Source organism: Geodermatophilus sp. SYSU D00742 (genome assembly GCF_054049935.1).
The window spans coordinates 1-20,707 of sequence record NZ_JBJGYJ010000005.1; the positions used below are offsets into that span (position 1 = coordinate 1).

The 20,707-nt window shown below is 76.0% G+C and carries 20 protein-coding genes; 7 read left to right on the forward strand and 13 right to left on the reverse strand.

The genetic code is table 11. The annotated features are described in order from the left end of the window. Positions 1-234 precede the first annotated feature (234 nt). From ACI78V_RS04780 to ACI78V_RS04830, 11 genes are all read right to left on the reverse strand, one after another. Entirely contained in the window at positions 235-537 is a 303-nt protein-coding gene (locus ACI78V_RS04780; protein ID WP_456849439.1) for a CDGSH iron-sulfur domain-containing protein, read from the reverse strand. A gap of 60 nt (positions 538-597) precedes the next feature. Continuing rightward, on the reverse strand, positions 598-870 hold the full coding sequence (locus tag ACI78V_RS04785; protein WP_456849441.1) for a hypothetical protein: 273 nt from the start codon (positions 868-870) through the stop codon (positions 598-600). 77 nt (positions 871-947) lie between these two features. Then, a complete protein-coding gene (locus tag ACI78V_RS04790; protein WP_456849443.1) occupies positions 948-4,049 on the reverse strand; it encodes a bifunctional [glutamine synthetase] adenylyltransferase/[glutamine synthetase]-adenylyl-L-tyrosine phosphorylase in 3,102 nt (1,033 codons plus the stop codon). A gap of 7 nt (positions 4,050-4,056) precedes the next feature. Continuing rightward, positions 4,057-4,788 carry a type 1 glutamine amidotransferase gene (locus ACI78V_RS04795; protein WP_456849445.1) on the reverse strand — a complete coding sequence of 244 codons (732 nt, stop codon included), beginning with the start codon at positions 4,786-4,788 and terminating at the stop codon, positions 4,057-4,059. A gap of 86 nt (positions 4,789-4,874) precedes the next feature. Next, complete coding sequence (locus ACI78V_RS04800; protein ID WP_456849447.1) at positions 4,875-6,215, reverse strand: glutamine synthetase family protein; 1,341 nt, start codon at positions 6,213-6,215, stop codon at positions 4,875-4,877. A gap of 111 nt (positions 6,216-6,326) precedes the next feature. Then, the gene (locus tag ACI78V_RS04805; RefSeq protein ID WP_456849449.1) at positions 6,327-7,565 is read right to left on the reverse strand and encodes an NAD(P)/FAD-dependent oxidoreductase; all 1,239 of its coding nucleotides are present in this window, start codon (positions 7,563-7,565) and stop codon (positions 6,327-6,329) included. Positions 7,566-7,584: 19 nt separating this feature from the next. Beyond that, positions 7,585-8,211: a GTP cyclohydrolase I FolE gene (gene folE, locus ACI78V_RS04810; RefSeq protein WP_456849451.1), complete on the reverse strand. Its 627-nt coding sequence runs from the start codon at positions 8,209-8,211 to the stop codon at positions 7,585-7,587. Next, positions 8,208-8,387, reverse strand: a complete 180-nt coding sequence (locus ACI78V_RS04815) for a hypothetical protein (RefSeq protein ID WP_456849452.1) — start codon at positions 8,385-8,387, stop codon at positions 8,208-8,210. Before ACI78V_RS04815 ends, folE begins: the two co-directional genes overlap by 4 nt. 72 nt (positions 8,388-8,459) lie before the next feature. Beyond that, entirely contained in the window at positions 8,460-9,149 is a 690-nt protein-coding gene (locus ACI78V_RS04820; RefSeq protein WP_456849454.1) for a helix-turn-helix transcriptional regulator, read from the reverse strand. A gap of 9 nt (positions 9,150-9,158) precedes the next feature. After that, on the reverse strand, positions 9,159-9,404 hold the full coding sequence (locus tag ACI78V_RS04825; protein ID WP_456849456.1) for a DUF488 domain-containing protein: 246 nt from the start codon (positions 9,402-9,404) through the stop codon (positions 9,159-9,161). Between the two features lie 132 nt (positions 9,405-9,536). Further along, the gene (locus tag ACI78V_RS04830) at positions 9,537-12,764 is read right to left on the reverse strand and encodes a heavy metal translocating P-type ATPase (protein WP_456849458.1); all 3,228 of its coding nucleotides are present in this window, start codon (positions 12,762-12,764) and stop codon (positions 9,537-9,539) included. A 153-nt stretch (positions 12,765-12,917) separates the two neighbouring features. Here ACI78V_RS04830 and ACI78V_RS04835 point away from each other — a divergent pair, with 153 nt between their 5' ends. The 7 genes from ACI78V_RS04835 (at position 12,918) to panB (ending at position 18,786) form a co-directional block, all read left to right on the forward strand. After that, the gene (locus tag ACI78V_RS04835) at positions 12,918-13,448 is read left to right on the forward strand and encodes a DinB family protein (protein WP_456849460.1); all 531 of its coding nucleotides are present in this window, start codon (positions 12,918-12,920) and stop codon (positions 13,446-13,448) included. Continuing rightward, positions 13,445-14,224: an SDR family oxidoreductase gene (locus ACI78V_RS04840; protein ID WP_456849462.1), complete on the forward strand. Its 780-nt coding sequence runs from the start codon at positions 13,445-13,447 to the stop codon at positions 14,222-14,224. Before ACI78V_RS04835 ends, ACI78V_RS04840 begins: the two co-directional genes overlap by 4 nt. Positions 14,225-14,373: 149 nt before the next feature. Next, a complete protein-coding gene (locus tag ACI78V_RS04845; protein WP_456849464.1) occupies positions 14,374-14,604 on the forward strand; it encodes a heavy-metal-associated domain-containing protein in 231 nt (76 codons plus the stop codon). 28 nt (positions 14,605-14,632) lie between these two features. Further along, entirely contained in the window at positions 14,633-15,064 is a 432-nt protein-coding gene (locus tag ACI78V_RS04850; protein WP_456849466.1) for a hypothetical protein, read from the forward strand. Positions 15,065-15,201: 137 nt separating this feature from the next. Beyond that, the gene (locus ACI78V_RS04855; protein ID WP_456849467.1) at positions 15,202-16,068 is read left to right on the forward strand and encodes a slipin family protein; all 867 of its coding nucleotides are present in this window, start codon (positions 15,202-15,204) and stop codon (positions 16,066-16,068) included. A 58-nt stretch (positions 16,069-16,126) separates the two neighbouring features. Continuing rightward, the gene (locus ACI78V_RS04860) at positions 16,127-17,959 is read left to right on the forward strand and encodes an NAD+ synthase (protein ID WP_456849469.1); all 1,833 of its coding nucleotides are present in this window, start codon (positions 16,127-16,129) and stop codon (positions 17,957-17,959) included. Beyond that, positions 17,956-18,786: a 3-methyl-2-oxobutanoate hydroxymethyltransferase gene (panB, locus tag ACI78V_RS04865; RefSeq protein ID WP_456849471.1), complete on the forward strand. Its 831-nt coding sequence runs from the start codon at positions 17,956-17,958 to the stop codon at positions 18,784-18,786. The genes ACI78V_RS04860 and panB overlap by 4 nt, the downstream gene beginning before the upstream one ends. A 77-nt stretch (positions 18,787-18,863) precedes the next feature. Here panB and ACI78V_RS04870 read toward each other — a convergent pair whose 3' ends face one another. Then, a complete protein-coding gene (locus ACI78V_RS04870; RefSeq protein WP_456849473.1) occupies positions 18,864-19,790 on the reverse strand; it encodes a type IV toxin-antitoxin system AbiEi family antitoxin domain-containing protein in 927 nt (308 codons plus the stop codon). 174 nt (positions 19,791-19,964) lie between these two features. Then, positions 19,965-20,660: an NADPH-dependent F420 reductase gene (gene npdG, locus ACI78V_RS04875; RefSeq protein ID WP_456849475.1), complete on the reverse strand. Its 696-nt coding sequence runs from the start codon at positions 20,658-20,660 to the stop codon at positions 19,965-19,967. Positions 20,661-20,707 lie beyond the last annotated feature (47 nt).

Consider the following 20,707-nt stretch of genomic DNA (forward strand, 5'->3'; position numbering starts at 1 on the left):
CGCCGCCCCCCGCACCCCCCCGCGGACGGCCCCCGCCCCCGCGGCGCCCCCCGCCCGCCCCCCCCGCGGGGGGGCCGCCCGCCCCCCCGCCCCCCCCCGGACCCGACCGGGGACCGCGGCAGCACGCAGCGGGTGGCCGACCAGATCACCGGCATCCAGACCAGCACCGCGTCGGTGTCGGCCGGCCTCCATGCGACCAGCGAAGGCGTTCAATGCCCGGGGCTGAGGGGCGGGTCAGCCCGGTGCGCCCTCGCCCACGATGCGGGCGGCCGGCCGGGGGCGGGCCGGCGCGCTGGGGGCGGTGAACCCGGCGCGCTTGTGCGTGCCGTCGCAGAAGGGCTTGATGCCGGACCTCCCGCACCGGCACAGCGCCACGGTGTCCCGGCCGGGGTCGATGTCCACGCCGTCCTGGTCGACGAGCCGGAAGTCGCCGCGCACGATCAGCGGGCCGTCGCGGTACGGGGTGATCGTGGCGCCCTCCCCGCCGGCCGGGACGTCGTCCGCGGGCAGGTCGGGGTCGGGCCGGGGGTGCGACACGCTCCTCCCCTGCCCCGTCCGGCCGGACGTCACACCCGGGTCACCGGCCCGGGTGGGCGGTCAGCGCCGGTCCTCGCCCCACCGCACCCACGAGGTCAGGAGCGGGTGCTCGGCGGCGAACGCGTCCTCCCGCCGCCTGCGCTCCGCGGCCCGGCGCTCGGGACGCTCGGGGTGGTGCAGCTCCTCCTCGCACCTGCTGTGGCTCAGGTAGTGCTGCAACGCGGCCGCGGGGTCCACCCGCCGGCCCCGGGCGGCCACGTCGTGGCGGGCCTCCCACTCGCACATCAGCTTCTCCGCCGGCGACATGGGGACCGGTTCGCGTGCGACGGTCATCGCGATCTCCTCCCGTTCGCAGAGGCCTGCTCCCATGGTCGGCTCGGCCGTCGGCCCGCGGCAAGTACCGGCCGCGGTCAGCCGCCGGCCGGCCGCCCGTAGAAGACGGTGTCGACGACCGCCCGCGCGTGCCGGGTGGCGCGGCCGTAGTCGTCGAGGAAGCGCCCGGGGTCGGTGTCGGGGCCGTAGCCGCTGGCGCGGGCGACGCCGGCCAGCTCCGTCCCCGGTCGCGGCAGCTGGTCGCTGGGCCGGCCGCGGACGAGGAACACCGCGTTGCGCGCGCGGCTGGCCAGCTCCCACGCCGTCCGCAGCGCCTCGGCGTCGTCGGCGCCGAGCAGGCCGGCCTCCCGCAGCGCGGTGAGCGCGCCGACCGTCGAGGGCACCCGCAGCGCGGGTTCCTCGGCGGCGTGCTGCAGCTGCAGCAGCTGCACGGTCCACTCCACGTCGGCCAGCCCGCCGCGACCGAGCTTGGTGTGCGTGGCCGGGTCGGCGCCCCGGGGTAGCCGCTCCCGCTCCACCCGGGCCTTGATCCGGCGGATCTCGGCCACCTGCTCGGCGGTCAGCCCCTGCGCCGGGTACCGGATCGGGTCGACCAGCTGCACGAACGCCGCCCCCAGGGCCTCGTCGCCGGCGACGGGGACGGCACGCAGCAGCGCCTGCACCTCCCAGACCGACATCCACCGCTCGTAGTACTCGCGGTAGGAGTCCAGGCTGCGCACCAGCGCGCCCTGCCGGCCCTCCGGCCGCAGGTCGGCGTCGACCTCGAAGGCGGGATCGGGCGCCGGTTCGCCGAGCAGCCGGCGCAGGGTGTGCGCGATCGCGTTGCCCGCGGCGGTCGCCTTCGCGTCCTCCGCGCCCGGCCGCGGCCGGTGCACGAACAGGACGTCGGCGTCGGAGCCGTAGCCCATCTCGCCACCGCCGAGCCGGCCCATGCCGATGACCGCGACGTCGGTCGGGAGGTCGGCGGGCCCGACGCCGGCCTCGGCGGCGTGCACGCGGATCGCGGCGTCGAGGCCCACCTGCAGGGTGGCGACGGCGATGTCGGTGAGCGCCCGGCCGACCTCGTGCACGTCCAGCATCCCGAGCAGGTCCGCCGCGGCCACCCGGAGCAGCTCGGAGCGGCGCAGCCCCCGGAGCACCCGGACGCCGTCCTGCGGGTCCGCCGCCCGGGCCGACGCCTGCCGCCACGCCCTGGCCAGGGTCGCGGCGGTGCGCGGCTGCAGCTCGGCGTCGTCGGCGAGGATCCGCAGCGCCTCGGGGGTGCGGGTGAGCAACGAGGCGACGTACTCGCTGGAGCCGAGCAGCTGGGCCAGCCGCTCGGCGACCTGGCCCTCGTCGCGCAGCAGCCGCAGGTACCACTGGTTGCCGCCGAGGGCCTCGCTGACCTTGCGGTAGGCCAGCAGCCCGGCGTCGGGGGCGGCGCTGTCGGCCAGGGTCTGCAGCACCACCGGGAGCAGGTACTTCTGCATCGAGGCCGAGCGGGACACCCCGCCGGTGAGCGCGGACATGTGCCGCAGCGCGCCGTCCGGGTCGGCGAAGCCGAGGGCGCGCAGCCAGTCGGCGGCGGCCCCCGAGCCGAGCTGGGCCGCCTCGGCCGGCACCTTCGCCACCGCCGACAGCAGCGGGCGGTAGAAGAGCTTCTCGTGCAGCCGGCGCACCTCGCGGGTGTGCAGCGTGAGCTCGGCGTCGAGCACGGCGACGGCGTCGCCGCGGGCGTCGGGCTTGTAGCCCAGCGCGCGGGCCAGCCAGCGCAGCTGCTGCTCGTCGGTGGGCAGCAGGTGGGTGCGGCGCAGCCGGAGCAGCTGCAGCCGGTGCTCGACGGTGCGCAGGAAGCGGTAGGAGGCGACCAGGGTGGCGGCGTCGTCCCGGCCGACGTAGCCGCCGGCCGACAGCGCCATCAGCGCCGGCACCGTGCCGCCGACCCGCAGCGAGGGGTCGACCCGGCCGTGCACCAGCTGCAGCAGCTGGACGGCGAACTCGACGTCGCGCAGCCCGCCGCGGCCGAGTTTGAGCTCCCGCTCGGCCTGCGCCGGCGGGATGTTCTCCAGCACGCGGCGGCGCATGGCCTGCACCTCGGCGACGAAGCCGGGCCGGTCGCCGGCCTTCCAGACCAGCGGCCACAGCTCCTCGACGTAGGAGCGCCCGAGGTCGGGGTCGCCGGCGACCGGCCGCATCTTCAGCAGCGCCTGGAACTCCCAGGTGCTCGCCCACTGCTGGTAGTAGGCGGCGTGCCCGGCCAGGGTGCGCACGAGCGCACCCGCCTTGCCCTCCGGGCGCAGCGCGGCGTCGACCTCCCAGGCCGCCTCCCGGCAGATCCGCATGAGGGCGGCGGCCACGCGGGTGGCGCTCCGGATCGCGGCGGTCTCGGCCTCGGAGGGGTCGACCGGCTCGCCGACGAAGACGACGTCGACGTCGCTGACGTAGTTGAGCTCCCGGCCGCCGGTCTTGCCCAGCGCGATGACCGCCAGCCGGCAGGCCGCGGCGTCGGCCGGCTGCTCGGCGACGGCGAGGGCGAGCCCCGCGGTGAGGACGGCGCCGGCGACGTCGGCCAGCTCCGCGGCGACCTCGTCGGCGGTCAGGCCCTCACCGAGGTCCCGCCCCGCGAGGGAGAGGATCGCCCGCCGGTAGGCCAGCCGCAGCTCGCCGATCCGCTGCGGGCTCGCGTCGGGGGCGGCCTTGCCCAGGCGCACGCCCCACGGCGGGTCGTCGGGGTCGGCGCCGACGGCGACGAGCATCTGCCGCTGCAGCGCGTGGGGAGTGGGCCGGGACGGACCGCGACCGTGCTCGTCGAGGACCGTCCAGTCCCCGGGGTGGGCAGCGAGGTGGTCGGCCAGGCCGGAGCTGGCGCCCAGCACCGCGAGCAGCCGGGCCCGCAGCGGCGCCGAGCCCCGCAGCCGGGCCAGCAGCGCGGCGGCCGAACCACCGGCGGGGTCCTCACGGTCCAGGGACTCGACCAGCCGGCGCAGGGACCGGACGGCGAGGTCGGGGTCGCCGGTGCGGGCCAGCGCCGAGACCACCGGCCCGGCCTCGGGGTCGGCCGGCTCGTTGCGCTCGAGGTCCCACAGCCCCATGGCCGGCTCGGACAGCAGCCGGGCGGCCCGCTCGCCGTCGAGGAAGCCGAACCGCACCAGCCGGACCACCGCCCGGCGGGGGACCTCCGTCGCGTCGCTGGTCGTCACGGCGCGCTCAGGCCGCGGCGCGTGCGCGGGCGCGCACGAGGTCGGCGAAGCGGGCGGCGAACGGCGCCCACACCTCTTCCAGGTCCGGGTGCACCGCGGCGGCGCGCTCGGCGACGGTCGCGGCGTCGAACGGCGTGGACGCCACCCCGGCCGGGTCGCTCCCGGCCCAGCGGCGGACGACGTCGGGGTCGGTCTCGATGTGGAACTGCAGCGCGTACCCGTGCCGGCCGAGCCGGAAGGCCTGGTACGGGTAGCGGGGGCTGCTCGCCAGCAGGGTCGCCCCCGCCGGCAGCTGCGCGATCTCGTCGTGGTGCCACTGGACGACGTCCGGGCTCAGCGGCAGCGGGCCGAACAGCGGGTCGCGGTCGGCGGCGTCCCGCTTGGCGACCAGCGACGCCCCCACCTCCGGCCCGTCCACCCCGACCCGCACGGTGCCGCCGCCGGCCTGCGCCATCAGCTGGGCGCCGAGGCAGATGCCCAGGGTGGGGGCGTCGGCCGCGATCGCCTCGCGCAGCAGCGCCCGGACCCCGACCAGCTCGGGGGCGACGTCCTCGGCGTCCAGCGAGGACTGCGGGCCGCCGAGCACCAGCAGCCCGTCGTGCCCGGAGAGGTCCGCCGGCAGGCCGTCGCCGGCGCCCAGGTGGCGCTCGTCGAGCTCCAGGCCGGCGGCGCGCAGCCAGTCGCCGAGCCGGGCGGGTGGAGCGGTCTCGCTGGGGACGACGACGAGCAGGCGGGCCACCCGACGAGCGTAGTTCGCCCGCGCCGCCCGCTCCGGGCACGTCCGCGGATCCGCACCGCGCGGGGTCCACGGACGTGCCCGCGGTGTCACAGGCCGGGGAGGTACCGGGTGAGCTCCCACGGCGTGACGTTCTGCCGGTAGGCGTTGAACTCGGCCCACTTGTTGCGCAGGAAGAACTGGAACACGTGCTCGCCCAGCGTCTCGGCGACCAGCTCGCTGCCCTGCATCGCGGTCAGCGCCTCGCCGAGGGACACCGGGAGGTCCTCGTAGCCGGCCGCGCGCCGCTCGGTGTCGGTGAGCGACCAGACGTCGTCCTCGGCCTCCGGGGGCAGCTCGTAGCCCTTCTCGACGCCCCGCAGCCCGGCGGCCAGCAGGACGGCGAAGGTGAGGTAGGGGTTGCACGCGGAGTCCGGCGAGCGCACCTCGACCCGCGCCGACTGCGCCTTGCTCGGCTTGTACGACGGCAGCCGCACCAGCGCCGAGCGGTTGGCCCGCCCCCAGGTCGCCGCGGTCGGTGCCTCCGTGCCGGCCAGCAGCCGCCGGTAGGAGTTGACCGTCTGGTTGGTGACGGCGGTGTACTCCCGGGCGTGGACGAGCAGGCCGGCGATGAACTGCCTGCCCGTCGTCGACAGCCGCATCGGGTCGGCCGGGTCGTGGAAGGCGTTGCGGTCGCCCTCGAACAGCGACAGGTGGGTGTGCATCGCCGAGCCGGCCAGCTCGGTGAACGGCTTGGGCATGAACGTGGCGTGCACGTCCTGGGCCAGCGCCACCTCCCGGACGACGTGCCGCAGCGTCATGATGTTGTCGGCCATCGACAGCGCGTCGGCGTAGCGCAGGTCGATCTCCTGCTGGCCGGGCGCCACCTCGTGGTGGCTGAACTCGACCGAGATGCCCATCGCCTCCAGCGCGAAGACCGCCTCGCGCCGGAAGTCGTGGGCCACGTTGTGCGTGGACAGGTCGAAGTAGCCGCCGTTGTCGGCCGGCTGCGGCGCGCTGCCGTCGGTGGGGAGGTCCTTGAGCAGGAAGAACTCCACCTCGGGGTGGGTGTAGAAGGTGAAGCCCATGTCGGCGGCCTTCGCCAGGGTCCGGCGCAGGACGTGCCGCGGATCGGCCCAGGACGGCGAGCCGTCGGGGAGCGTGAGGTCGCAGAACATCCGGGCGGTGTCGCTGGGCCGCCCCTTGGTCGCCGGCATCACCTGGAACGTGGCCGGGTCCGGCTTGAGCAGCATGTCGGACTCGTAGACCCGCGCGAACCCCTCGATGGCCGAGCCGTCGAAGCCGATGCCCTCGGCGAACGCCGCCTCGATCTCGGCCGGCGCGACGGCGACCGCCTTCAGGTAGCCCGAGACGTCGGTGAACCACAGCCGCACGAAGCGGATGTCGCGCTCTTCCAGGGTGCGCAGGACGAACTCCTGCTGTCGGTCCATGCTCGGCATGATCGCGTCCAGTCGTTTCCGGGTCGTGACGTCGCCCCCAGCCTGCCCTCTGAGGGCGACGGGCACACCGGTCGGGGCCCCGATTCGTCCCCGTGTCGCGCCTCAGCCGGCCGGGGCGGCCACCTCGGCCAGCGGGACGTCGGGGTCGGCGAGCCGCTCCGGGTCCACAGGACGGCGGGACCGGATCAGCGCCTGCACCGGCTCGGTCAGGTCCCACACGTTCACCGTCATCGCGGCGGTGACCCGGCCGTCGGCGGTCCAGAAGGCGGTGAAGGCGTCGTCCCCGGGGGTGCCCCGGCACACCACGGTGTCGTCGGGCGAGGCGAGCCCGGAGTACTCCATGCCGAGGTCGTACTGGTCGGTGAAGAAGTAGGGCAGCCGGTCGTGGACGACGTCCTGGCCGAGCATGGCCCGCGCGGCGGCCGGGCCGCCGTGGAGCGCGTTGGCCCAGTGCTCGACCCGCACGTGGCGGCCGTAGAACGGGGTGAAGGACCCGGCGACGTCGCCGGCGGCGAACACGTCGGGCGCCGAGGTGTGCAGGGTCTCGTCGGTGAGGACGCCGTCGTCCACCTCGAGCCCGGCCGCGACGGCGAGCTCCGTCCGCGGCGCGGCGCCCACGCCGACGACGACGAGGTCCGCGGGCAGGCCGGCGTGCCCGTCGGTGACCACGGAGGCGACCCGCCCGCCGTCCCCGCGCAGCTCGCGGACCGTGCTGGAGGTGAGCAGCACGACACCGTGGTCGCGGTGCAGCTGGGCGAAGACGGCGCCCAGCCGCCGGCCGAGGGCGCCGGACAGCGGGGCGGGTTGCGGCTCGACGACGACCACCTCGTTGCCCAGGGACCGGGCCGCGGCGGCCACCTCCATGCCGATCCAGCCCGCCCCCACGACCACGACCCGCCGTCCCCCGCCGGTCAGGTCGGCCCGCAGCCGGTCGGCGTCGGCGAGGGTGCGCAGGTACCGGACGCCGTCGAGGTCGGCACCGGGCACCGGCAGCCGCCGGGGAGCCGAGCCGGTGGCGAGGAGCAGCCGGGCGTAGGGCAGCTCCTCCCCCGTGTCCAGCCGGACCCGGTGGCCGGCCGGGTCGAGCCGGGTCACCGTGACGCCGGTGCGCAGCTCGACGTCGTGCCCGGCGTACCAGCCCGCGTCGTGGACGAAGGCCGTGTCGCGCTCGGCGCTCCCGAGCAGGTACTGCTTGGACAGCGGGGGCCGCTCGTAGGGGCGCTCGGGCTCGGCCCCGAGGAGCACGACCGGCCCGTCGTAGCCCTCCTCCCGCAGCGTCTCGGCGGCCTTGGCGCCGGCCAGCCCGGCGCCGACGATCACGAACGGGTTCGGGGTGGACATGGCGACCTCCCGGGGCGGGTCAGGCGGTGGTACCGGTCAGTGCGAAGAACTCGGCGCGGGAGCGGGCGTCGTGCCGGAGGACGCCGTGCAGCGCCGAGGTGACGGTGCGGGCGCCGGGCGCGCGGACGCCGCGCAGGGACATGCACAGGTGCTCGGCCTCGAGCACGACCCCGACGCCGCGCGGGGCCAGGTGCTCCTGCAGCCAGTCGGCCACCTGCTGGGTCAGCCGCTCCTGCACCTGCAGGTCGCGGGCGAACAGCTCCAGGACCCGCACCAGCTTGGACAGCCCGAGGATCCGGCCGGCGGGCAGGTAGCCGATGTGGGCGACGCCGGAGAACGGGAGCAGGTGGTGCTCGCACAGCGACTGGACCGGGATGTCGCGGGCGATGACCAGCTCGTCGTAGCCCTCGTCGTTGGCGAAGGTGGTCAGCTCGAACGGACGCCCGGTCAGCAGCTCGGCGTAGGACTCCGCGACCCGCCGCGGGGTGTCGGCCAGGTGCGGGGACGCGGGGTCCCGGCCCAGGGCACGCAGCAGGTCGGCCACCGCCCGCTCGGCGGCGGGGACGTCGACCGCGGCCGCCGGGCGGACGGCGTGCAGGTGACCCGATCGCCGCGCCGGGGCGGGGACCACCTCGGGCGTGGTCATGCGCCGGCCGCCGTCCCCGGGGCCGGGGCGTGGCCGGGCCGGTCGGTCAGCAGGCCGGCGGACCCGTCCGGGCCGGAGGCGATCGGCGCGACGGTGGAGACCGTCCGCAGGAGCACGAACGCCCGGTGCACCGGGTCGGCCGCGGTGGCCCGGGGCCGGATGAGGTGGACCGGCATGTCGACCCTCCTTCTAAAACCAACAATGACTAGAAGTACAGACCTGCGTCACCGGCCTGTCAACACCCCGCGCTACGGTGCCGCCGCGGGCTCCAGGCGGACGCAGCACCGGTCCGGCCGGGGCGCGAGGCGGGCCGTCCACCCGGTCCCGGGGACCGACTCCAGCAGGCCCTCGAGCAGCCGCAGGTTCATGCCGCACACCAGCTCGGCGTGCTGCTGCGCCAGGGCGTGGAACGGGCAGTTGGCCAGGCCGACCGCGTCGCCCTCCTCCCGGGGTTCGAAGCCGGCCTCCTCCAGGGCCGCCACCACGCTGTCGCGGGCGGGGGCGTCGCCGCGGCCCGCGACCGCGCCGATCCCCCGGCCGCGCGCGCGGGCCCGCCGGCCGAGCACGGCCCTCGGCGGCTCGCCGGACGCGTCGGCCTCCTCCAGCGCACCGGCCAGCAGCTCGCCCGCCAGGTCGTAGCGGCGTTCGGGGAAGGAGACCCCCACGGTGCAGGCCGCCCGCCGGTAGAGCTTGGCGGGACGCCCCGCTCCCGGGCCGGTGCGGCCGGAGCGGCGCTCGAAGGAGACCTCGAGCAGCCCGTCGGCGACCAGCCGGTCGAGGTGGAACGCCGTGGTGGCACGGGGTACGCCGAGGGCGCCGGCCGCCTCGTCGCGGCTCACCGGACCGGGCTGGCGCACCACGTGGTCGTAGAGCCGGCGCCGGGTGGGTTCGGCCAGCGCCGCCACCGCGGCGACCCGCGCACTGCGGTCGGCATCCATGCCGCGATTCTAGGACTCATCCCTGTTCGCGAAAGAGTCCGAGAGCCGGTCGAGCAGGTGCTCCCGCAGCACCACCGCGCTGTCGTGCTCCCGGTCGCGGGCGCTGTAGAGCAGCGTGACGTCGCCGGCGCGGGCGGCGTCCACGGGCAGGTCCTCACGCCGGACGCCGCGCGGCCAGAGCCGTTCCACCAGGAACCGGCGGCCGGCGGTCCCGGCCCCCGGGTCGTGGACGCGTGCGAGCCGGATCGTGCCCACGCCGACCCCCTCGGTCCCGGGGCGCAGCGCGCCCCTCCCCGGACGATCACGGGGTCGTGCCCGCGGGACACGCCAGCGATGGGCGCGTCGCGGGGCACGACCCCCTGACCAGCGGAGGACGGTGCCAGGGGCTCACCGGGCCTCGACGGTGAACGGGACGGTGAGCACCCGCCCGTCGGCGGTCCGGAACTGGCCCCACAGCCGGTACACGCCGGGGGTGGCGAACTCGGCGTGCACGTCCAGCTCGGGGCCGAACTCCTGGCCGGGCAGGGCGAACACCGGGTCGCCGTCGGCGTCCTCGACGTCGGCGTGCTCGTGGGCGAAGGTCGTCCCGTCGCCGCGCATCACCACCACGTGCCCGGCGGCGGCGAGGTAGGGCCGCAGGTCGTCGACCGGTCGGCCGGTGCGGGCGTCGGTGAAGGTGAACGCCAGGTCGCCGGTCTCGCCCGCCACCGCCTCGCCGGTGAGCTCGACCCGGACGCCGTCCACCACCTGGCTGCGCGGTCCCGGCGCGACGGGGGACGGCGCCGGCGCGGTCCCGGCGACGGTCAGGTACGCGACGTCGTGCACGTCGCCCATCTGGCCCTGACGGCGGAACTCGGTGTCGATGCGGTAGGTGCCCGGGGTCGGGAAGGTCAGCTCGACGGCGAGCTCGCCGGGGCGGCCGGTCGGTTCCGGGTGGACGTGGGCGAAGGTGCCGAGGTCGGTGCGGGTGGCGATCAGGTGCGCCCACACCTCGTGGCTGCGGGTCAGGTCGCGCACCGGTCCGCCGGTGCCGACGTCGACCAGCCGGACGACGACCCGCGCCGGCTCACCGGGCCGCAGGTCGGCCGGCACGTCGAGCCGGACGTCGACCGCGGCGTCGACCGAGGAGGTGGGCTCCACCTCGGCGGTCATCATCGTGCTCATCGCCGGCCGCATCGGCATGCCGGTGGACTGGGTCCAGGCGAGAACCCCGTTCATCCCGCGCTGCGCGGCGTCGGTGCGGCTGAGCGCGGTGAGCCCGGCCCCGATCGCCAGCGCCAGGACGGCGACGCCGGTCAGGAAGGCGTACTGCCCGAGCCGGCTGCGCAGTGACGGGCGCAGGACCTCCGCGACACCGGCCGGCCGCCGGAAGCGGCGCAGCCGCAAGGCGTTGGTGACCACGCTGACCGAGCTCATCGCCATCGCGGCCGCGGCGAGCACCGGGTCCAGCAGCAGACCGTCCCACCAGTAGAGGGCGCCGGCGGCGACCGGGACGAGCAGCACGTTGTACCCGAACGCCCAGGCCAGACCCTGGCGGATCGTGGTCACCGTGCGGCGGGACAGCGCGATCGCGGCCACGATGCCCCGCAGGTCCCCGCCGACGAGCGTGACGTCGGAGGAGGCGATCGCGACGTCGGTACCGGTGCCGACGGCGATGCCGAGGTCGGCCCGGGCCAGCGCCGGCGCGTCGTTGATGCCGTCGCCGCACATGGCCACCACGTGCCCGTCGGCCTGCAGCGCGGCGACCGCCCCGGCCTTCTGCGCGGGCCCCACCTCGGCGCGCACGTGCTCGATGCCCACCTGCGCGGCGATCGCCCGGGCGGTGGCCTCGGTGTCGCCGGTCAGCATCCAGACCTGCAGGCCCAGCGCCCGCAGCTGGGCGACGGCCTCGGCCGACTCCGGCTTGACCGGGTCGGCGACGGCCAGCACCGCGACCGGCTCGCCGTCGACGGCGACGTACACCGGGGTCGCGCCGGCACGGGCCGCGGCGTCGGCCGCCGCGGCGAGGCCGGCAGCGTCCCCGACCAGCGCCCGGTTGCCGACGCGCAGCGCCCGCCCACCGACGGTGGCGGTGATCCCCCGGCCGGGCAGCGCCTCGAACGCGGTCACCGCGGGCAGGGCGAGGCCGCGCTCGCGGGCGGCGGTGACCAGGGCCTCGCCCAGCGGGTGCTCGCTGCCGGCCTCGGCGGCCGCGACCAGCGCGAGGACCTCGTCGGACGACCAGCCCCCGCGGGTGGTCACGCCGGTGACGGCGGGCCGGCCGCGGGTGATGGTGCCGGTCTTGTCGAGGACGACGGTGGTCAGCCGGCGGGCCTGCTCGAGGGCCCGACCGTCGCCGACCAGGATGCCGAGCTCGGCGGCCCGCCCGGTGCCGACCATGACGGCGGTCGGCGTGGCCAGCCCCAGCGCGCACGGGCAGGCGATGATCAGGACCGCGATCGTCGTGCCGATCGCCATCGTCAGCCGCCCCGTGTCGGGTCCGAACAGCGCCCACACGGCGAACGTCGTCACCGCCGCGACCAGGACCGCCGGCACGAACACCGCCGACACCCGATCGGCCAGGCGCTGCGCCGGCGCCTTCGACCCCTGCGCCTCGGCGACCAGTCGCACGATCGCGGACAGCGTCGTGTCCGCGCCCACGGCGGTGGCCCGGAGCACCACCGAGCCGGTGCGGTTGAGGGTCGCGCCGATGACCGGGTCGCCCGCGGCCTTCTCCACCGGCACCGGCTCGCCGGTCAGCATGCTCTCGTCGACGGTGGTCGCCCCGGCGGTGACGACGCCGTCCACCGGCACCTTCTCCCCCGGCCGCACGCGGACCAGGTCGCCGACGGCCACCTCCTCCACCGGCACGTCGAGCTCGGCGTCGCCACGCACCACCCGGGCGGTCCGGGGCGCCAGGCCCACCAGCGCGCTGATCGCGGCGGTGGTGCGCTTCCTCGCCCGGGCCTCCAGGTCCCGGCCGAGCAGCACCAGCGCGACGATGACCAGCGAGGTCTCGAAGTAGACGTGCAGCGGCAGCCCCCACCGCTCGGCCGCGGCCGGCCATAGGGTGACGAAGGCGCTGTACCCGTAGGCGACGGCGGTGCCGAGCGCGACGAGGGTGTCCATCGTGGTGGCCCCGTGCCGGGCGGCGGCCCAGGCGGCGGCGTAGACGCTGCGCCCGGACCACCACTGCACGACGGTGGCGACGACCAGGATCGCCGGCATCAGCCAATCCATGGCGTCCAGCGGCAGGGGCACGTACATGAGGACCATCAGGCCGAGCCCCGCGGTGAGGGCGACCTGCCAGCGCCGCCGCAGCCCGCGCCCGCCGTCGTCGGCCTCGTCGGGCTCCGCGGTCGCGGGCCGGGCCGCCGGCCCCTGCGGGGTCGCGGTGTAGCCGGCCGCCGCGACCGCCTCGGTCATCCGGGCCGGCGTGACCGCGGCCGGGTCGAAGTCCACGGCGGCGGTCCCGGTCGCCAGGTTGACCCGCGCGTCGAGGACGCCGTCGAGCCTGCGCAGCGCCTTCTCCACGCGGCCGACGCAGGAGGCGCACGTCATGCCGCCGATGTCGAGGGCGCAGGTCTCCGGGGTCGGCGCGGTCGGCTCCGGCGCCGCCGGCAGGGTCGTCGTCATGGCCCCGACCCTCGGCGACGGGCGCCCGGCTCGCGCCGGGGAAACCACCGGGGTCGTCGCCGGCCCCACCGGCGGGCAGTGACGAGGACCACACTTCCACCGGAGGAGAACGGCCCTGGTCACCGCCGCCCGGGTGGGCCAGGCTCCCGCGCCATGACTGCCGTACGCGACCTCGTGGCCGAGACTGCCGACACCCTCGCGCGCCACCAGGCCCGCGTCGACCTCCTGGTGACCCGCGCGGTCGCCGACGGCGGGTGGGAGGTCCGGCCGTCCGCCGCGGACCGCGCCCGCCTGCTCGGGCTCGGCCACTTCCCCGCCCACGCCGCGGAGCTGGACTGGACACCGCGGGAGGTGGCCGGGCACCTGCGCGACAGCGCGCTGGTCTTCACCGAGCGCATCTACCGGCTGCGCACCGAGTCCGTGCCGCTGCTGCCCGACTTCGTCCCCGACGAGCCCGGCCGCGTCGCCGGCTACCGCACCGTCCCCCCGGTCCAGCTCGCCGAGCAGCTGCGGACCGCGCAGACCGCCCTGTTCGACAGCGTGGCCGGCCTGCGCCCGGCCGACCTCGACCGCGCCGGCGTCCACGAGGTCGACGGCCCGGTCACCCTCGCCGACGTCCTCGCCTTCCTGCCCGCCCACCAGCGGGACCACGCCGACCAGCTGGCCGCCCTGCTGGCCCGGTGAGCCGCCCGCTCGACGGGCGGGTGGCCCTGGTCACCGGTGCCAGCCGCCGGATCGCCATCGGGGCGGCGATCGCGCGACGGCTGGTGGCCGACGGAGCCGCGGTGCTCCTGCACTCGTGGTCCCCGCACGACGCCGAGCAGCCGTGGGGTGCCGACCCCGGCGGCGCGGACGCGCTGGCCGCCGAGCTGGGCGCCGCCGGCGGCCGGGTCGCGCACGTCGCCGCGGACCTCGCCGACCCCGAGGCCCCGGGGCGCCTCGTCGACGCCGCGTGCCGGGAGTTCGGCCACCTCGACGTGCTCGTCGCCAACCACGCCCGCAGCAGCGCGCAGTCCCTCGAGCAGCTCACCGCCGCCGAGGTGGACCTGACCTACGCGGTGAACACGCGGGCCACACTGCTGCTCGTGCAGGCCTTCGCCGCCCAGCACGACGGCCGGCCCGGGGGGCGGGTCCTCACCTTCACCTCCGGGCAGTACGCCGGCGCCATGCCCGGGGAGCTGCCCTACATCGCCTCCAAGGCCGCCCTGCACCAGCTCACCCGGAGCCTCGCGGTCCACCTGATGCCCCGGGGGATCACCGTGAACTGCGTCGACCCGGGCCCGAACGACACCGGCTACGCCGACGCGGAGCTGCGGGCACGGGTCGCGGCGGCCAGTCCCGGCGGGCGGTGGAGCACCCCCCAGGACACCGCCCGACTGGTCGCCTGGCTGGCCGGCGACGAGGCCGGGTGGGTGACCGGTCAGGTCATCGCCTCGGACGGCGGCTGGTCGGCGCGCTGAGGAGGAGGCCGCCCGTGCACGTCCACGCCGGGCGGCGCCGGGAGCGGGGACCCCGGCGGACACCCCGGTGGTCTTCCCGGCGCGAGCACCGGCGTCCCGGCCGGAGGCTCTGGACCGTCCGATCCGCCACTCCCCCGGGAGCCCCCGTGATGACAAGCACCCCCCGCACGTTCGTCGGCACCACCAGCTTCCAGGTCCGCGGCCTGACCTGCGCCCACTGCGAGCGCGCCGTCACCGAGGAGATCGGCCGGGTGGCCGGCGTCCGCACCGTGGCCGTCGACCTCCCCACCGGGACCGTGACCGTCTGCGTGGACGCCGCCGTCGACCGGGCCGACATCGCCGCCGCCGTCGACGAGGCCGGCTACGCCCTCCTCCCCTGACCGCCGCACCGAGCCCCAGGAGCACCCCGTGACCACCACCACGCACACCCCCACCCCCGGCGCCCCGCACCGTTCCCGGCGCGCCCGCAAGCTCGTCCTCCACTACCTCGAGATGGTCGTCGCGATGGCCGTCGGGATGGTCGCCCTGCACCCGGTCTGGGAGCTGGTCCTCGACGCGTTCGGCGTCGGCGCCGTCCTGGACCGCACCGAGCCGATGGCCCTGGTCATGGCCACCAACATGACGATCGGGATGACCCTGGTCATGCGGTGGCGGAGGCACAGCTGGCGGGCCTGCGCCGAGATGGGCGCCGCGATGTACCTGCCGTTCGTCGTCCTGTTCGTCCCGCTGTGGGCCGGGCTCCTCTCCCCCGGCGGCCTGATGCTGTGGGGCCACGTGCTGATGCTGGTCGCGATGGCCGGCGCGATGGCGCTGCGCCCGTCCGAGTACGCCCACTGCTGAGCTCCGGCCGCCGTCCCACGCACGGAGGTCACCGCCTCCCGGCGACCCGGATCTAGCATGTGAGCGCCATCACGAGGGTGCCGCGGCCACGGACGCGACCTGCGCGTCCGGCCGCGGCGCCGGTGGCGGAGGGCGAGATGGACGTCGTTCTCGCGGTGCTCGTCATCGTGGTCCTCGGCCTGGCCGTGCTGGTGGCCTCCAGCGTGCGCGTGGTGACCCAGTACGAGCGCGGGGTGGTCCTGCGGTTCGGCCGGCTGCTGGGCGAGGCCCGTCCGCCGGGGCTCACCCTGATCGCGCCCGGCATGGACCGCATGCACAAGGTGAACATGCAGATCGTCACGATGCCGGTGCCGGCCCAGGAGGGCATCACCCGCGACAACGTCACCGTCAAGGTCGACGCCGTCGTGTACTGGCGGGTCTTCGACCCCGTCCGCGTGGTCGTCGACGTGCAGAACTACCAGGCCGCCATCGGGCAGGTCGCCCAGGCGTCGCTGCGGTCGGTCATCGGCAAGAGCGACCTCGACGACCTGCTGTCCAACCGCGAGCGGCTCAACCAGGGCCTCGAACTCATGATGGACAGCCCGGCCGTCGACTGGGGCGTGCACATCGACCGCGTCGACATCAAGGACGTCGCGCTGCCGGAGTCGATGAAGCGGTCGATGTCCCGCCAGGCGGAGGCCGAGCGGGAACGCCGGTCCCGGGTGATCACCGCCGAGGGCGAGCTGCAGGCCTCCCAGAAACTGGCCCAGGCCGCCGAGGTGATGTCCGCCCAGCCGGCCGCCCTGCAGCTGCGGTTGCTCCAGACCATGGTCGAGGTCGCCGCCGAGAAGAACTCGACGGTGGTGCTGCCGTTCCCGGTCGAGCTGCTGCGGTTCCTCGAGCGGTCCACCCGCGCGGAGGTCGCCGCCCCCGCGGAGGTCGCCGCTCCCGCGGAGGCCGCCGCTCCCGCCGAGGCCGCCGCCCCCGCGGGCGCGACCAACGGGGTGCCCGTCCCGCGGTCGTGATCGTGCGGCCGGCCTCCCCGCCTGGCCGGGGGGACGGGACGACCGCGAGACTGACCGGGTGACTGGACAGCAGGTACAACTCCGGGTGGCCCTGGCCCAGGTCGACACCCGCGTCGGCGACATCCCCGGCAACGTCGACCTGGTGACCCGCTGGACGGCGAAGGCCGCCGAGGCCGGGGCACACCTCGTCGTCTTCCCCGAGATGACCCTCACCGGCTACCCGCCCGAGGACCTCGTGCTCCGGGAGTCCTTCGCCCGCGTCAGCGAGCACGCGCTGGTCGACCTCGCCGCCTCACTGGCCGACCAGGGCCTGGGCGGCATGGCCGTCGTCGTCGGCTACCTGGCCCACACCGAGGGCACGGGCCCGGCGGCGGTGGAGTCCATGCCCGAGGGCGACCGCCCTGCCGACGCCAACCCCCGCCAGGGCGCCCCGCGCAACGCCGCGGCGCTGCTCCACGGCGGCGAGGTCGTCGTCCGCTACTACAAGCGGCACCTGCCGAACTACGGCGTCTTCGACGAGGCCCGCTACTTCGTGCCGGGCACCGAGCTGCCGGTGGTGCGGCTGCACGGCGTCGACGTGGCCCTGACCGTGTGCGAGGACCTCTGGGTCGAGGGCGGGCCGTGCGGCGTCGCCGGGGAGGCAGGAGTCGACCTCGTCGTCTCCCCCAACGCCTCGCCCTACGAGCGGGCCAAGGACGACCTGCGGCTGCCGCTGGTCCGCCGCCGCGCCGCCGAGGCGCGGGCGACGATCCTGTACTGCAACCAGGTGGGCGGCCAGGACGAGCTGGTCTTCGACGGCGACTCGATGGCCGTCGCGCCGGACGGGCAGCTGCTGGGACGGGCTCCGCAGTTCGTCGAGCACCTGCTGACCGCCGACCTCACCGTCGACCCGTCGTCGGTGCCCGAGCGGCGGGACGGCCGGATCGGGCCGATGACGGTCACCCGGCACGTGGTGTCCGAGCAACCGCTGCCGGCCTTCGAGGCCCGACCGCCGTCGGTCGCCGAGCCGCTGGAGGACTGCGAGGAGGTCTGGCGGGCGCTGGTCCTGGGCCTGCGGGACTTCATCGACAAGAACGGGATGCCCTCGGTGGTGCTCGGCCTCTCCGGCGGCATCGACTCCGCCGTCGTCGCCACCCTCGCCGTCGACGCCCTGGGCCCCGACCGGGTGTACGGCGTGGGCCTGCCGTCGAAGTACTCCAGCGAGCACTCCCTCGCCGACGCCGAGGACCTCGCGAAGCGCACCGGGCTGCACTACTCGGTCGTGCCGATCGCGCCGATGGTCGACGCCTACCACGGGTCGGTGGAGCTCACCGGCGTCGCCGCGGAGAACCTGCAGGCGCGGGTGCGCGGCACCCTGCTGATGGGGCTGTCCAACCAGTCCGGGCACCTGCTGCTGACCACGGGCAACAAGAGCGAGGTGGCGGTCGGCTACTCCACCCTCTACGGCGACTCCGCCGGCGGCTTCGCGCCGATCAAGGACGTGCCCAAGACGCTGGTGTGGGAGCTGGCCCGTTGGCGCAACGCGTACGCGCGCGACCGCGGCGAGACCGAGCCGATCCCCCAGAACTCGATCGACAAGCCCCCGTCGGCCGAACTCGCCCCCGGCCAGGTGGACACCGACTCGCTGCCCTCCTACGAGGAGCTCGACGCGGTCATCGCCGACTACGTCGACCGCGACCTCGGGATGGCCGACCTGCTCGAGCGCGGCCACGACCCCGAGGTCGTCGCCCGGGTGCTCCGGCTGGTCGACGCCGCGGAGTTCAAGCGCCGGCAGTCGGCGCCGGGAACGAAGATCAGCCTCAAGGCGTTCGGCCGGGATCGGCGCCTGCCGATCACCAACCGCTGGCGGGAGTCCCTGCCCAGCGTCCGCGAGGGAGCGGCACAGTCATGAGCGAGTCGGTGCTCTACGGCGGAGCCTCCTCCGCCCGGGTGCGCGTGCACCACCTGCAGCAGGCCAAGGAGCGCGGCGAGAAGTGGGCCATGCTCACGGCCTACGACACGGTTAGCGCGTCGGTATTCGAGGAGGCCGGCATCCCGGTGCTCCTGGTCGGTGACTCGGGCGGCAACGTCGTCCTCGGGCTGGACAGCACGGTCCCGGTGACGCTGGAGGACATGCTGCTGATGACCCGGTCGGTCACCCGCTCCACCAGGCGCGCGCTCGTCGTGGCCGACCTGCCCTTCGGCAGCTACGAGGCCGGCCCGCAGCAGGCGCTGGCCAGCGCCGTCCGGCTGATGAAGGAGGGCGGGGCCCAGGCGGTCAAGCTCGAGGGCGGGGTGCGCGTGGCGCCGCAGATCCGGGCGCTGACCGAGGCCGGCATCCCGGTCATGGCGCACATCGGGTTCACGCCGCAGAGCGAGCACGCCCTCGGCGGTTTCCGGGTGCAGGGCCGCGGCGCCGGCGCCGAGCAGCTGCTGGCCGACGCGCACGCCGTCCAGGAGGCCGGGGCGTTCTCGGTCGTCATGGAGATGGTCCCCGCCGAGATCGCCGGCCAGGTCACCAAGGAGCTGGCCATCCCGACCATCGGCATCGGCGCCGGTGCCGACTGCGACGCCCAGGTGCTGGTCTGGCCCGACATGGCCGGGATGACCGGCGGGCGGGTGCCGCGGTTCGTGAAGAAGTACGCCGACCTCCGGGGCGAGCTGCTGCGCGCGGCCCGCGAGTACGCCGACGACGTCCGCTCCGGCACCTTCCCCGGCCCCGAGCACTCCTTCGAGTGACCCTGTGCCGGTGTCCCCGGTGCTCTGCGGGCGGGATGCCGCCCGCAGAGCCCGGAGGGCGCCGGCAGAGCCGGGTCTCAGCCACTCTGCCTCCGCCCTCGGGCCAGGGCCCTGCGCACCCGGGGGCCGAGGACGCCGGGCACGAGGTCGCCCCACGTCCACCGGACCACACCCCAGCCCTCGTCGCGCAGCGCGTCCTCCCGCCGCTTCTCCTCGAACACGACGTCGCCGGGCTGCTGCCCCGGCCGCAGCAACCGCCCGTACTTGACCCGCCCGTCGAACTCGCCGAGCACGCGGTGCTCCTCCCAGCCGAAGTCGGCGCGGCCGACCGGGCGACCGGAGGCGGTCCGGACGTCGAGCTGCAGCGTGGACGGCGGCAGATCGAGCCGGTGCAGCAACACCCGGCTGCGGCTCTCGCCCACGGATCCGCTGCGCCCGTCGGCGAACCCGACCACGCGGGCCGCCACCCGGCTCCCCGGCGTCCCGGTGACGTCCGCGAGCCGGCGCTGCACGTCCACCCGCGGGACGCCACCCGGTCGCATGGCGGCGTCTGCCGCGACCACCGCGGGCTCGAACGGCAGGGTCCGCGCCAGGTCGACCACAGTGCGGGCCGGGTCCGTCACGAGCACCCCCTCCACGGTCACCACCTCCGCGTCGGAGAGCCGGGCGACGTGACAGCGCAGGTGCCGGCCGACCTCACTCGAGGCCGGCGGCTCACGGGTGACGTGCACCCGGTCCAACCGCACCCCCCAGAGCGGCCACCCGTGGAGCACCGCGGCGGACTGGTGGCTGACGACGGCCGGACGGCGCAGTGCGGCGAGCGTGGCGGTGACCAGGTGACGGTGCCGGAGGGCGGGATCGGGCGGTGCCTCGAACAGGTAGGCACCCGGTCGCAACCGGGTCAGGTCGCCACGCCGCAGCCGTCGAACGAGCTCGTCGTCCGACCAGCCCGCGGCCAGGGCGCGGCGACGCAGGACCAGCTCGGGAGGCAGGGATGAGTCCATGCCCGCAACCCCACCGGTCGGCGCCGGGCTCGGCGGTCGACCCGACGGATCGGTGGACGACCGGCCCGGCTGTGGACGCCACCCGCTCCGCCGGCGGAACCGGTGCTCTGCGGGCGGGATGCCGCCCGCAGAGCCCGGAGGGCGCCGGCAGGGCAGCCGACGCCCGCGGCGCGGTCAGACGTCGGTGATGCGGATGCCGGCGTGCGCCTTGTACCGGCGGTTCACCGACACCAGGTTGATGGTGAGCGCCTCCACCTGGCGGGCGTTGCGCAGCCGGCCCGCGTAGACCCCGCGCATCCCCGGCAGCCGGCCGGCCAGCGCCTGCACCGTGTCGGTCGCCTCGCGCACGTCGCCCACGACCATGACGTCGCCGTCCAGGGTGGGCCTGGAGAGGTCCTCCAGCAGCACCGCCGACAGGTGGTGGAACGCGCCGACCACGTGCGAGTCGGGCAGCAGGGCCGCGGCCTGCTGGGCCACCGACCCCTCGGGCACGTCGAGGACGTAGGCGCCCAGCTCGTCGAACGCCATCGGGACGACGCAGTCGACGACGACCTTCCCGGCCAGGGGGGTGGCCAGCTCGGCGAGGGTGTCGGCGTGCCCGGCGAAGGGCACCGCCACGATCACGACGTCAGCGGCCCCGGCGACGTCGACGTTCGACCCGCCCTGCACCGAGACCTCCACGCCCCCCGCCGCGGCGGCCGCCCGGGTGGCGACCTCGGCGGCCACCTGGGTGCACCGCTCCGGGTCCCGGGACCCGAGCAGCACCCGCTGTCCGGCGGCGGCCAGCCGGACGGCGAGCCCGCGTCCCTGGGGGCCGGTACCGCCGAGCACCCCGACGACCAGGTCCTCCACCGAACGTCCGTCTGCCACGTCGCCACCTCCTGGGCACCGGACCGCCCGGCGTCCCGGGGTCGATC